The 12,968-nt window shown below is 67.8% G+C and carries 14 protein-coding genes and 1 pseudogene; 11 read left to right on the top strand and 4 right to left on the bottom strand.

Annotated elements, in window-relative coordinates; translation table 11 throughout:
- The 3 genes and pseudogenes from QOC76_RS24135 to marP form a co-directional block, all read left to right on the top strand.
- A pseudogene (locus QOC76_RS24135) lies at positions 1-125 on the top strand (TlpA family protein disulfide reductase); the annotation flags it as partial.
- Positions 122-898: an NUDIX hydrolase gene (locus QOC76_RS24130; protein WP_526361166.1), complete on the top strand. Its 777-nt coding sequence runs from the start codon at positions 122-124 to the stop codon at positions 896-898. The pseudogene QOC76_RS24135 and the gene QOC76_RS24130, both read left to right, overlap by 4 nt.
- 2 nt (positions 899-900) lie before the next feature.
- Positions 901-2,091 (top strand): acid resistance serine protease MarP, encoded by a 1,191-nt coding sequence (marP, locus tag QOC76_RS24125; protein WP_526361164.1) that lies wholly within the window; start codon positions 901-903, stop codon positions 2,089-2,091.
- A gap of 8 nt (positions 2,092-2,099) precedes the next feature.
- Here marP and QOC76_RS24120 read toward each other — a convergent pair whose 3' ends face one another.
- Positions 2,100-3,077 carry an alpha/beta fold hydrolase gene (locus QOC76_RS24120; protein WP_526361162.1) on the bottom strand — a complete coding sequence of 326 codons (978 nt, stop codon included), beginning with the start codon at positions 3,075-3,077 and terminating at the stop codon, positions 2,100-2,102.
- A gap of 58 nt (positions 3,078-3,135) precedes the next feature.
- Entirely contained in the window at positions 3,136-3,669 is a 534-nt protein-coding gene (locus QOC76_RS24115) for a phage holin family protein (protein WP_526361160.1), read from the bottom strand.
- A gap of 135 nt (positions 3,670-3,804) precedes the next feature.
- On the opposite strand from QOC76_RS24115, the gene QOC76_RS24110 reads away from it, so the two are divergent.
- Positions 3,805-4,524: a S1 family peptidase gene (locus QOC76_RS24110; protein ID WP_526361170.1), complete on the top strand. Its 720-nt coding sequence runs from the start codon at positions 3,805-3,807 to the stop codon at positions 4,522-4,524.
- Between the two features lie 3 nt (positions 4,525-4,527).
- Here the strand turns inward: QOC76_RS24110 and acs are convergent, their stop codons facing one another.
- Positions 4,528-6,477, bottom strand: coding sequence for an acetate--CoA ligase (gene acs / locus QOC76_RS24105; RefSeq protein ID WP_526361158.1), 1,950 nt, complete (start codon positions 6,475-6,477; stop codon positions 4,528-4,530).
- 45 nt (positions 6,478-6,522) lie between these two features.
- On the opposite strand from acs, the gene QOC76_RS24100 reads away from it, so the two are divergent.
- Positions 6,523-7,266: a Fic family protein gene (locus QOC76_RS24100; protein WP_526361156.1), complete on the top strand. Its 744-nt coding sequence runs from the start codon at positions 6,523-6,525 to the stop codon at positions 7,264-7,266.
- Positions 7,267-7,701: 435 nt separating this feature from the next.
- Here QOC76_RS24100 and QOC76_RS24095 read toward each other — a convergent pair whose 3' ends face one another.
- A complete protein-coding gene (locus tag QOC76_RS24095; protein WP_526361154.1) occupies positions 7,702-8,559 on the bottom strand; it encodes an HAD-IB family hydrolase in 858 nt (285 codons plus the stop codon).
- 422 nt (positions 8,560-8,981) lie between these two features.
- Here QOC76_RS24095 and ssd point away from each other — a divergent pair, with 422 nt between their 5' ends.
- The 6 genes from ssd to QOC76_RS24065 all read left to right on the top strand — a co-directional run.
- Positions 8,982-10,049 carry a septum site-determining protein Ssd gene (gene ssd / locus QOC76_RS24090; protein WP_526361152.1) on the top strand — a complete coding sequence of 356 codons (1,068 nt, stop codon included), beginning with the start codon at positions 8,982-8,984 and terminating at the stop codon, positions 10,047-10,049.
- Complete coding sequence (locus QOC76_RS24085) at positions 10,046-11,212, top strand: TadA family conjugal transfer-associated ATPase (RefSeq protein ID WP_526361150.1); 1,167 nt, start codon at positions 10,046-10,048, stop codon at positions 11,210-11,212. Before ssd ends, QOC76_RS24085 begins: the two co-directional genes overlap by 4 nt.
- The gene (locus QOC76_RS24080) at positions 11,209-11,976 is read left to right on the top strand and encodes a type II secretion system F family protein (RefSeq protein WP_526361148.1); all 768 of its coding nucleotides are present in this window, start codon (positions 11,209-11,211) and stop codon (positions 11,974-11,976) included. The genes QOC76_RS24085 and QOC76_RS24080 overlap by 4 nt, the downstream gene beginning before the upstream one ends.
- 22 nt (positions 11,977-11,998) lie before the next feature.
- The gene (locus QOC76_RS24075; RefSeq protein WP_526361146.1) at positions 11,999-12,571 is read left to right on the top strand and encodes a type II secretion system F family protein; all 573 of its coding nucleotides are present in this window, start codon (positions 11,999-12,001) and stop codon (positions 12,569-12,571) included.
- A 45-nt stretch (positions 12,572-12,616) separates the two neighbouring features.
- Positions 12,617-12,817, top strand: coding sequence for a DUF4244 domain-containing protein (locus tag QOC76_RS24070; protein WP_526361144.1), 201 nt, complete (start codon positions 12,617-12,619; stop codon positions 12,815-12,817).
- Positions 12,814-12,968: TadE family type IV pilus minor pilin (locus QOC76_RS24065; RefSeq protein ID WP_526361168.1), on the top strand; the 155-nt coding region annotated here is incomplete at its 3' end. The genes QOC76_RS24070 and QOC76_RS24065, both read left to right, overlap by 4 nt.

Genomic DNA, 12,968 nt, shown 5'->3' with positions numbered 1-12,968 from the left:
ATGTGATGCCCGCAACCGTGGTGCTGCGCCCGGACGGTAGCGTTGCCGAGATCTTGCCGCGATCGTTCGCCAGTGCCGACGACATCGCCGCTGCGGTCGGTCCACAGATAGGAGTGCCGGGGTGAGCTCGGAGAGCGAACGGAGTCCGCTGGCTCCCGACGCCGCTCCGGCCTGGCTGAAGCCGCTGGTAGACAACGCTCACACGGTGAAACGGGCGTATCGGCGACGGGTGCCCGCGGAACTGCTGGCGATGGTGACCGCGGCCAACGCGAAGGCCGCGCTGACCGGCGCGGGTCGCGACGCCGCCGTGCTGGTGCTCTTCTCGGGTCCGCAGGACTCCCCGAACGGCGGACTTCCCGACGATGCCGACCTGCTGGTGACTGTCCGGGCGTCGACATTGCGCCATCACGCCGGCCAGGCCGCGTTTCCCGGCGGAGCGGCCGATCCCGGCGACGACGGTCCGATACACACCGCGCTGCGTGAGGCCAACGAGGAAACCGGCATCGACACCGGCCGCCTGCAGCCGCTCGCCACGATGGAGAAGATGTTCATCCCGCCGTCGGGATTCCACGTCGTGCCGGTCCTCGCCTACTCGCCGGACCCCGGGGCGGTCGCCGTCGTCGACCCATCGGAGACGGCGATCGTGGCGCGGGTACCGGTGCGCGCATTCATCAACCCCGAGAACCGGCTGATGGTGTACCGCAAGCAGAACACGCGGCGCCTCGCCGGGCCTGCCTTCTTGCTGAACCAGATGCTGGTCTGGGGTTTCACCGGGCAGGTGATCTCCGCGATGCTCGACGTGGCGGGGTGGGCGCAGCCCTGGAACACCGAGGACGTGCGGGAGTTGGACCAAGCGATGACCCTCGTCAGTCATGATGGCACCGGCGGGGAGGCATGATTATGACGTCGTCGCAGTGGCTCGACATGGCTGTTCTGGCGGTCGCATTCGTCGCCGGGATCTCCGGATGGCGTTCGGGGGCGCTGGGGTCGCTGCTGTCTTTCATCGGCGTGGTGCTGGGAGCCGTGGCCGGGGTGCTGCTCGCGCCGCACATCGTCACCCACTTCACGGGCACACGTACGCAGCTGTTCATCACGCTGTTCTTGATCCTTGGACTGGTGGTGATCGGCGAGATTGCGGGCGTTGTGCTCGGCCGGGCGGTGCGGGGTGCGATTCGCAGCCGCACGGTGCGTCTCTTCGACTCGGTGATCGGCGTCGGCGTGATGGTGTTGGCCGTGGCGGTGGTGGCCTATCTGCTGGCGACCCCGCTCACGTCTACCAACCAGCCGAACCTGGCTGCGGCGGTGCGCGGATCGAAGGTGCTGAGCCAGGTCGACTCGGTCGCGCCGCCCTGGCTGAAGGCGGTGCCCAACCGGCTCAAGGGCCTGCTGGATACGTCCGGTCTGCCCGATGTGCTGCAGCCGTTCGGCCGCACCCCGATCGCCAACGTCGACGCGCCGGACGCCGCGCTGATCAACGACCCCGTCGTCGCCGCCGTGCGGCCAAGCATCACCAAGATCCGTGGCGTCGCGCCCGGCTGCCAAAAGGTCTTGGAGGGAACGGGTTTCGTCGTCGCGCCGAACCGGGTGATGTCCAACGCACACGTTGTCGCCGGAGCCGAGACGGTGACGGTCGAGGCCGACGGCGCAACCTACGACGCCACGGTGGTCTCCTATGATCCCGACGCCGATATCTCGATCCTCGACGTGCCGGGTCTGCCGTCGGCGCCGCTGCCGTTCGCCCAGGAGCCGGCGAAGAGTGGAACGGACGCACTGGTGCTCGGCTATCCCGGCGGCGGCGACTTCCAGGCCACCCCTGCGCGGGTACGCGAGACCATTGAGCTCAAGGGCCCCGACATCTACAAGACCAAGACCGTCGATCGCGAGGTCTACACAATCAGGGGCACTGTCCGGCAAGGTAATTCGGGTGGTCCGATGATCGATCGGCAAGGCCGGGTCCTCGGAGTGGTCTTCGGTGCGGCGGTCGACGATGCCGAGACCGGCTTCGTGCTGACCGCCAGAGAGGTCGGCCACCAGCTCGGCAGAATCGGCAACACCACGCCGGTAGCCACCGGTGCGTGCGTCAACGCCTGACGATCGGCTCAGGCCTGCTCGAGGAACCGTGATAGCTGGTCGTTGACTGCCTCCGGCGCTTCCTCGTGAGCGAAATGTCCCGCGTCGGCGATGGATACATAGCGACCGTGCGGCGCGTACCGCTGTGTGCGGTTCACGGGATCGGCCAGCACGTACGGGTCGGCGTCACCGCGGATGTGCAACATCGGCACGGCCAGCGGCCCTTTCATCGAACGCATGAACCGGCGACCCTCGCTGCGCAGCTGGCTGCGTACCGCCCAGCGCTGGTACTCCAATGCCGAATGAGCGGCGGAGGGAATCTGGATGGCCTGGCGCATGTATGAGATGGTTTCCGAGAAATCATCTGAGGCAAGCCATTTCGCGCCGGCACGACTACGCACCAGCCGCTCCAACTCAGCTGCGTTGTGACGGGTCAATGCGCGTTCGGGCCACGTCGGCACCTGATAGCGCAACATCCACGGCAGCAGCGCCCGCCCCTGGTCGCGCCGGGTCAGCGCAGACGAGCGCAGGGCGGCGGGATGCGGTGAGCTGATCACCGCAATCGCGCGGACCATGCGCGGATGCAGCACCGACGTCGCCCAGCAGACCAGACCACCGTCGGCGTGACCGACCAGCGTCGCCGACGGATGGCCGAGGGCGCGGACCAGGCCTGCGGTGTCACCGGCGAGTGTCCAACCGTCGTAGCCGCGCGGCGGCTTGTCGCTGCCGCCGTATCCGCGCAGATCCACCGCGACCACACGGGCGTTGCGCAGACCGCGCAGTTGATGCCGCCACGACCACCAGAACTCGCCGAACCCGTGCAGCAGGATCACCAACGGCCGCTCGGTCATCGGCTCGGATGTTTCGTTCGCCCTGGCCTCGGCCTCCACCACATGGAACCGGATGCCGTTGGCATGCACCTCCAGATGGCGCCACGGACCGTCGATGCGGACGATCGACGGGTCGGGCACCCGGCCGATGTCGCCGCCGGTGCGGCTCCGACTCATGTCGCCGCCGGTGCGGCTCCGACGCCCGATGTCGCCGCCGGCGCGGCTCCGTGAGCCATTACCAGCCGGACGGGTCCGCGGTCGCGTCCGCAGAAACTTCCCTGCTCCTCGCGTCCGCAGAAGAACTCAGCGCCTTGGTCTTGTCGTGACCCGGCGTCAACGCGTCCGGAATCTCCTTGACCGTCTCGATGGTCTTCTGCGGGCCGCGGATGCGTCGCACCTTGAGATAGCCGAACAAGGCCAGTACCGCCGTGACGATGACCATGATGCCGAACACGATCAGGAACGCGACCCACCGCCACAGCCACGTGTCGAGGAGTTCGGCGATGAAGAAGAAGAAGAAAAACGTCGAGTAGAACAGCACCACGAGGGCGAGCACGAAAAAGACGCTGCCGGTGAGGCCCTTCTTGACGTCACGGGTGATTTCGGCGCGGGCCAGTTCGACCTCGGCGCGCACCAGCGTGGAGACCTGTGCGGTCGCGTCTTTGACGAGCTCACCGATCGACGGGTCGGGCTTGGGTGCGTGCGGGTCGACCAGCGGTATCGAGGTCACGGTGGTCGGTACGCCATTCTTGCGGTCGCCACTGCTCATGGACGGTCCTCCCCGCTTCGGTATCGGTCGTCGCTCATGTTGCCATGTGCCGACGAGCTAAACGATCCCGGCGCAACGTTAGACTGACCGTCTCTGTTGAGTAGGCGGGTCGGGGCGTTGATGAGGGGATTGGTTTTGATGACCGCACACCGCTTGCTCCTGCGTTTGTCGGCGGCGGTCGTGGTATCGGCCGCCCTGCTGGCACCGACGACACCGGTTGCGCACGCCGACGAGCCGGTTGCACTGGGCGGTGGTTCCGGCCTGGTGGTCAACGGAGACACGCTGTGCACGTTGACCGCGATCGGCAACGACAACCGCGGCAACCTCATCGGGTTCACCTCTGCGCACTGCGGTGGCCCCGGTGCGCAGGTGGGCGCCGAAGGAGCCGACGCCAACGGTGTGCTCGGCACGATGGTGGCGGGCAACGACGCCCTCGACTACGCCGTGATCCAGTTCGATCCGCAGAAGGTCAGGCCGGTGAACAACGTCGACAACTTCCAGATCGACGGCATCGGCCCCGACCCGGTGACCGGCGACGTCGCGTGCAAGCTCGGCCGCACCACCGGCTACTCGTGTGGCGTCGTCTGGGGAGCCGGCGAAGAGCCCGGCACCATCGTCAGCCAGGTGTGTGGTCAGCCCGGCGACTCCGGAGCGCCGGTTACCGTCAACAACCGGCTGGTCGGCATGATCCACGGCGCTTTCGCCGAAGACCTGCCGACCTGCGTGATCAAGTACATCCCGTTGCACACGCCTGCGGTCGCCATGTCGATCAACACGCAGCTGGCCGACATCGTCGCCAAGAACCGGCCCGGGTCGGGCTTCGTCCCGGTCGACAGCGCACCGCCTGCGGCGTAGCCGCTACTTGCCCGCCCGGATCGCCTCGAAGACGCCCGGGTCCACCAACGTCGACGTGTCACCGAGTTCGCGTCCCTCGGCGACGTCGCGCAACAGCCGACGCATGATCTTGCCGCTGCGGGTCTTCGGTAATTCGGGCACAACGTGAATCTCGCGTGGGCGGGCGATCTTTCCGATCTCCTTGGCGACCTGCTCGCGCAACTCCTCGACCATGCCTTCGTTGTCGGGGGTGTTGGCCGCCAGGATGACGAACGCGCAGATGCCCTGTCCCGTCGTCTCGTCATTCGCGCCGACGACGGCCGCCTCGGCCACACCGGAATGACCGACCAGAGCCGATTCGACCTCGGCGGTCGAGATCCGGTGGCCCGACACGTTCATCACGTCGTCGATGCGGCCGAGCACCCAGATGTCGCCGTCGGTGTCGACCCGCGCGCCGTCGCCCGCGAAGTACCAACCCTGCTTGGCGTAGCGGGACCAGTACGTCTCCTTGAAGCGCTCGAGATCACCCCAGATGCCGCGCAGCATCGACGGCCACGGCTCATCCAACACCAGATAGCCCGTCACATGCTCGGCCTCGTCGGCGCCGGGCACCAGTTCGCTGCCGTCTTCGTCGACGATCTTCGCGGAGATACCCGGCAGCGGCGTCATCGCGGATCCGGGTTTTGCCGCCGTCACTCCGGGCAGCGGGGAGATCATGATTGCGCCGGTCTCGGTTTGCCACCAGGTGTCTACGATTGGAGTTCGATTGCCGCCGAACGCATCTCGATACCACCGCCATGCCTCGGGATTGATCGGCTCGCCGACCGACCCCAGCAGGCGCAGGCTGGACAGATCATGGGCGTCGGGGATCTCCCGTCCCCACTTCATGAACATCCGGATCAGCGTTGGAGCCGTGTAATAGACTGTGACACCGTACTTCTCGATGATCTCGAAATGCCGGTGCTCGTCAGGCGAGTTCGGGGTGCCTTCGTAGACCACCTGCGTGACACCGTTGGACAGCGGCCCGTACACGATGTATGTATGGCCGGTGACCCAGCCGATATCCGCTGTGCACCAATAGACATCGGTCTCGGGCTTGACGTCGAACACGTTGTAGTGCGTATAGGACGCCTGGGTCAGATAGCCGCCCGAGGTGTGCATGATGCCCTTGGGCTTGCCGGTGGTGCCCGACGTGTACAGAAGGAACAGCGGGTGCTCCGAGTCGAACGCCTCTGGCGTGTGCTCGGGTGACGCCTTGTCGACGGTGTCGTGCCACCACAAGTCGCGGCCCTCGGTCCACGGTGTGTCAATTCCGGTGCGGCGCACCACGAGAACGTGCTCGACTGACTTCTGCCCGTCAACGGCTTCGTCGACGGACTCCTTGAGCGATACGGCCTTGCCGCGCCGGTATTGGCCGTCGGCGGTGATCACCAGCTTGGCCTCGGCGTCTTCGATGCGGGCAGCCAGTGCCGTCGAGGAGAACCCTGCGAAGACGACGGAGTGCAGCACGCCCAGCCGCGCGCAGGCCAACATCGCCACAATCGCCTCGGGCAGCATCGGCATGTAGATCGCCACCCGGTCGCCGGTCACCAGGCCGAGATCGGTAAATGCATTGGCCGCCTTGGACACCTCGGCGAGCAGCTCGGAGTAGGTGATGTCCCTGCTGTCGTCCTTGGGTTCGCCTTCCCAGCGGATCGCGACCCGGTCTCCGTTGCCCGCCTCGACGTGGCGGTCGACACAGTTGTAGGCGACGTTGAGCTTGCCGCCGACGAACCACTTGGCGACCGGGGCGTCCGACCAATCCAGGACTTCGTCGAACGGTCTGTCCCAGGACAACCGGTTGGCCTGTTCCGCCCAGAACGCCAGCCGGTCGCTTTCGGCCTCGCTGTACTGTTCGGCGGTCGCGTTGGCCTGGGCGGCGAAGTCGTCGGACGGGGGATATGTGGTTGGCCCTTCGGCGTGGGTCTGCGACATGCCTGTGAGCCTAGTCACCCGATGCACGCGGCTAGCCTGGCCCGGGTGACGTCTCATCCGCTTGCTCCGCTGGCAGAACTGCCCGGCGTGGCGGCAGCAGGCGAGGAAGCCCGGGAGGCGTTGGGCAAGGCGCACCGCCATCGCACCAACCTGCGGGGCTGGCCCGCCACGGCCGCCGAAGCCGCGCTCCGCGCCGCGAGGGCATCGTCGGTGCTCGAAGGCGCGGCGTTGCAGCTGCCCGAAACCGGCGAGTCCGATCCGCTGCTGGCAGGCGCCCTTCGGGTGTCGGAAGCACTGGAAGGCGGGGCGACGGCGCTTGTCGGTGTCTGGCAGAAGGCGCCGATGCAGGCCCTGGCGCGGCTGCACGCCCTGGCCGCAGCGGATCTCGTGGACGACGAGCGGCTCGGTCGCCCGCGGGCCGAGGCGGAGGTCGTGCCGCGGCTGGAAATGGTGGTCGAGCTCGTCACCGGCAAATCGGACGTACCCGCCACCGTGCTGGCGGCGGTCGCCCACGGAGAGCTGTTGACGCTGGCACCGTTCGGCACGGCCGACGGGCTCGTCGCCCGTGGCGTGTCGCGGTTGGTGACGATCGCCAGCGGGTTGGATCCGCACGGTCTCGGAGTTCCAGAGGTGTTCTGGATGCGCCAGTCCGGTGATTACCGGGCCGCCGCGCGCGGATTCGCGTCCGGCACGCCCGAAGGTCTGGCCGCGTGGTTGGTGCTGAGTTGCCAAGCCCTTCGGGCCGGCGCGAGAGAGGCGCTGTCGATCGCGGAGGCCGCCGCGAAATAACGGCGCAGCAAAGCGAAAGCGGGCGACGCTCCGAAACTGGTTCGGCTCGTCGCCCGCTAGCACGGACTCCGGTTACCAAGCGTGCTGGTTGGGTGTGCGTGGGTGGCCTCGGCGTCCGTGCGATGCGCTACAGCTGCAGCCCCACCCAAGGGGCCGTCGTGACCGTCCGCTTTTCGCAATTACGCAGGCCCGCAACACTTTTGCCTATTACGCGGCTTTAGCTCCGCGTGGGTGCCGGGATCCGTGCTGGGTAGCCTGCGTTCGGGAGATCAAGCCTTCTCTTCCGGCTCGAGCTTGGCCTTATCAGGCTTCCGTGTCTCCTTTGTACTCCGTGGCCGGAGTCACAGCAAGGGTGAATCGCTCGCGAGATTTGATCGTTACCGCCCGGCCGTCAGCTACTACACACAGTCGGATCACCAAACGAAGTGATCGCGGTCAGAAAGCGAAGCGACGCAGCAGCGAGTAGGTCAGTGCGCCGGCGAGCAGGGCGGTCAAACCGACGGCGGCGGTGGTCGCTACGGCGGCGCCGGACGGTGCTGGAAGGCGGTCGCGCAGCGGCACCGGTCGCGAGAAGGTCAGCACGGGCCAGCCGCGCGATACCGCCTCTTTGCGCAGTCCCCGGTCGGGGTTCACCACGGTGGGGTGGCCGACCACTTCCAGCATCGGAAGGTCGGTGATCGAATCGGAGTAGGCGTAGCAGTGTTCGAGCGCGTACCCCTCGCGGGCGGCCAGTTCGCGGATGGCCTGCACCTTGCCTTCGCCGAAGCAGTAGTACGCCACCTCGCCGGTGTACTTCCCGTCCTCGACGACCATCCGGGTCGCCATCGCGTGGGTGGCACCGATGGCCTTGGCGATCGGGCCGACGATTTCCTCGCCCGATGCCGAGACGACGACGACGTCGCGTCCGCACAGCTTGTGGTCGGCGATCAGGTTGGCGGCCTCGGCGAAGATCAGCGGGTCGACGATGTCGTGCAGCGTTTCCCCGACGATCGACTTGATCTGTTCCACATCCCAGCCGGCGCACATGTTGGTGACGTAGTTGCGCATGCGGTCGATCTGATCGTGGTCAGCACCCGACATGAGGAACAGGAACTGGGCGTAAGTGGACTTCAGTACGGCCCGTCTGTTAATTAGCCCTTGGTCGAAGAAGGGTTTGCTGAAGGCCAGCGTGCTTGACTTCGCAATTACCGTCTTATCGAGGTCGAAGAACGCCGCAGTGCGAACGGGCTGCCCGGTCTTCGGCTGCGTTTGCGGTACAACGCCCAGCGCGGCCGCCGGATCGGTTGCGGTCACAGCGCCCAGCATAGGGCGCGCTCAACGACTGCAACCGGTCAAGCGTCCAAAATGGCAGTTCACAACAGGTGCCGATGCCTGCACTTCGCCGGCCCAATCGAGTGCTTTCCCGGAGCAACCGGTACTTGCGCCTCTCGGCCTTTCCGTGTGTATAGTGAGGATTACTCGGCTTATGCCGGGTGTGCATCAGCCCGACCCCCCGGGGCTGATACACGACGACCTCCGCCTCCTCCCCCCCTGGCGGGGGTCGTCCCTTTTTCCGGCCCCTTTCGTTGTCCGGATAAGTGGGCAAGTCCGGTTACGTTGCGGAATCGCGTTTTCGCTGTGTGTGTTGCAACACGTTCTATTCACAGTCCAGCCTTGATCCACAGAACGCGCAATGGCTCTGGCGCCCGGCCGGATAGCGCCCGCATTGTGGGCACATGAACGGTCGTGCCGGCGTACTCGCGATGCTTGCCGAAACGGCGATGCGCGACGACGTCGACCGTGTCGCCGCCGCTGCGGGCGTGGCCGTCGTCCATGTTGCGCAACCGCCGAGCCGGCAGGCGTGGACGGGGGCTTCGGCAGTGCTGCTCGACGCTGCCGGTGCAGGCAGATGTTCGGCGCCCTCGCTGCCTCGGCGCACCCACGTGATCATGTTGAGCAGCGCGGAACCGGGTGCCGCCGACTGGCATGGCGCCATTGCCGTCGGCGCCGACCGCGTCATGACGCTGCCTGCCGACGAGGCCGAACTGGTCGCCGCACTGTCGGAGGCCGCTGCTTCCGGCGGCCGCGACGCCGATCGCAGGGGCGCGGTGCTCGCGGTGATGGGAGGCCGCGGCGGCGCCGGGGCGTCGCTGTTCGCCACCGCACTCGCGCAATCCGCGCGTGACGCGCTCCTCGTTGACGCCGACCCGTGGAGCGGCGGCATCGATCTAGTCGCAGGCAGTGAGGACAAGCCCGGGTTGAGGTGGCCCGATCTGGCCTTGGAACACGGCCGTCTGGACTTTGCCGCGTTGCGGCAGGCACTGCCGCGCATCGGTGGGTTGAGCGTGTTGTCGAGTGTCCGCGGAGGCAATGACGTCGAGCCTGGGCCGCTGGCCGCGGTGGTCGATGCAGGGCGACGTGGCGGCGCCACGGTCGTCTGCGATCTACCCAGGCGGCTGACGCGTGCGGTCGAATTCGCCGTCGACACGGCGGATCTGGTTGTGCTGGTCACCACCGCGGATATCCGGGGCTGCGCCGCGACCACCGCCGTCGCAGCGGCGTTGAGCGCAATCAACCCGAACGTCGGTCTGGTCGTGCGCGGGCCTTCGCCGGCCGGGCTGCGACCCGTGGATGTGGCGCGCACCGTCGAACTGCCGCTTCTGGCGGCCATGCGAGCACAACCCCCTCTCGCGGCGATGCTGGAGCGCGGCGGTCTGCGGATCGGTCATCGCTCACCGATGACCGCCGCGGCGCGGCGGGTGTTGGCGGTGTTGGCGCGGCATCCACTGGCGGACGTCGCATGAGCGTCTCGTTGATCGATCGCGTCCGTGAGCGGTTGGCGGCCGAATCGGCACCCCTTCATCCCAAGGTCGTTGCCGCCGCGATCCGAGCCGAGTCGGGCGGGGTACTCGGCGACACCGAGGTGCTGAGCAACCTGCGGATGCTGCAAACGGAGCTGACCGGCGTCGGCATCTTGGAGCCGCTGCTACGCGCGCAAGGAACTACGGATGTGTTGGTCACCGCACCCGACGCCGTATGGGTCGACGACGGAAACGGGTTGCGGCGCAGTTCCATCCGGTTCGCCGACGAGGACGCGGTGCGGCGGCTGGCGCAGCGGCTCGCGTCGAGCGTAGGCCGTCGACTCGACGAAGCGCAGCCATGGGTCGACGGCCAGCTGACCGGCGTGACCGCGGATCGGTTCACCGTCCGGCTGCACGCGGTGCTCGCGCCGATCGCCTCCGGCGGTACGTGTCTGTCGTTCCGGGTGCTGCGGCCCGCCACACAGGATCTTGCGTCGCTCACCAAGGCCGGGGCGATCGCCGCTGAGGCAGCCGGGCTGCTCGACAGGATCATCGCGGCCCGGCTGGCCTTCCTGGTCTCCGGCGGCACCGGCGCAGGCAAGACGACGTTGTTGTCCGCGGTGCTGGGCGAGGTGTCACCCGCCGAACGCATCGTCTGCGTCGAGGACGCCGCCGAATTGGAACCGCAGCATCCGCATCTGGTGAAACTGGTCGCGCGATGCGCGAATATCGAAGGGGTGGGCGAGATCACCGTTCGCGACCTGGTGAGGCAGGCGTTACGGATGAGGCCGGACCGGATCATCGTCGGTGAGGTTCGGGGCGCCGAGGTGGTCGATCTGCTGGCCGCTCTCAACACCGGTCATGACGGGGGCGCGGGCACCGTACATGCGAACAATCCCGCGGAAGTCCCCGCCAGGCTCGAGGCGCTCGCAGCGCTCGGAGGTCTCGACCGCTTCGCGTTGCACAGTCAACTCGCGGCGGCGGTGCAGGTGCTGTTACACGTCGGTCGGGATCGATCCGGTCAGCGCAGGCTCGATGAAATCGCGGTACTGCGCCGCGAAGGGAACGGCTTGGTCGGGGTCGCGACGGCGTGGCACGCCGCCGGCGGATTCCGAAGCGGCGCCGACGATCTGATGCGGTTGCTGGACGAGCGGAGCGCGCTGTGACGATCGCGGCGCTGGCGCTTGCGTTGGCACTTATGGTGGCACCGTCGCGGCATCGGTTGCACCGCGCGCCAGCCACTCGTCGCCGGCTTCCCGCACTGGTGATGGCCGTCGCACTCGCCGCGATGTCGCTGGTGCTGCCCGTCGCGGCCGCGCTCGCCGTGTGCATCCTCGTCGGCACGCTGGCGTTGCGCCGGCGACGGTCGGCCGCCCGGTGCGCTCGCGCGGCGGAAGGGGCCTTCTTACAGAGCGCGCTGGACGTCCTCATCGGTGAGCTGCGCGTCGGCGCGCACCCCGTGGTCGCGTTCGACGTCGCGGCGGGCGAGGCGGACGGCACCGTTGCGAAGGGCCTGCGCGCGGTCGCGGCACGAGCGCGCCTCGGTGCCGATGTGGCGGCCGGGCTGCGCAGTTTCGCCGCATCATCGCGGCTGCCCGCGCACTGGGAGCGGCTGGCATTGTTTTGGGGGCTGGCGCAGACGCACGGCTTGGCGATCGCGACGCTGATGCGGGCCGCGCACCGCGACATCGTTGAGCGCGAAAGGTTCTCGGCCCGTGTCGATGCCGGAATGGCGGGTGCCCGGACGACGGCGGCGGTATTGGCCGGACTACCGGTGCTCGGCATCGGCCTCGGCCAACTCATCGGTGCGGACCCGCTGAGCTTCCTGTTGTCGCGCGGTGCCGGCGGCTGGCTGCTGGTCACCGGGGTGACGCTGGCCTGCTGCGGGCTGGTGTGGTCGGATCGCATCACGGGCCGGGCGCTCTCGTGAGCACCCGAGCGGGAGCCGGGGCATGAGCGCAGCGGCGTTGTTGCTCGCGACAGCGCTGCTGGTTGCCGGCAGCCCGTCACGGGCGCGGAACCGCGTGGCGGTCCCCACCCCGGCGGTGCCGGTTTCGCTCCCGGGCGACTCGGATGCGCTGGCCGTCGCATCCACGCTCGACGTGTTCGCCGCCTGCCTCACCTCGGGCATGGCGGTGTCTTCCGCGGCGGCCGCCGCCGCGCCATCGGCGCCGCGCCTGCTTTCCACGGTGCTCGGCCGGGCCGCGGACATGCTTGCGTTGGGTGCGGATCCCGTTGCGGCGTGGTCGAATTCCGATCTTCCTCTCGACGTGCACGGGGAGGCCCTTCTTCGGCTGGCCCGGCGGTCGGCCATGTCCGGCGCTGCACTTGCCCAGGGCGTTGCCGACCTGGCCGACCAGTCGCGCCACGATGCGGCGTCGGCCGCCGATGCGAGGGCGCAACGAGCCTCGGTGCTGATCGCCGGGCCGCTCGGCTTGTGCTACCTGCCTGCCTTCGTGTGCCTCGGCATCGTGCCGATCGTCGCGGGCCTGGCGGGTGACGTACTGCGGTCGGGTCTGACATGACCTCCCGCGAACTGTCCGAATATTCGATCGAAGGGAAAACTTCTGATGGGCAATGTGATTCGCGAACTAAAGGTGCGCATGGCGCTGCTGCTGGTCGACGACACAGGCATGTCGACCGTGGAGTACGCCATCGGCACGATCGCCGCCGCGGCGTTCGGCGCGATTCTCTACACGGTCGTCACCGGCGACTCCATCGTGACCGCGTTGACGAACATCATCAACCGCGCGCTGAACACCAACGTCTGACCGGTGATCGCGGTGCCAGCACCGTCGAGGCGGCATTCGCCATCGCCGCACTGGTGGTGGTTCTGGTGCTGTGCGTGGCCGGGCTCACTACGATCTCGATGCAGGTGCGGTGTATCGATGCCGCGCGGGAGGCGGCCCGACTCGCGGCGCG

The organism is Mycobacterium sp., from assembly GCF_032159565.1.
GTDB lineage: Bacteria > Actinomycetota > Actinomycetes > Mycobacteriales > Mycobacteriaceae > Mycobacterium.
This window is presented reverse-complemented; position numbering and strand designations above follow the sequence as displayed.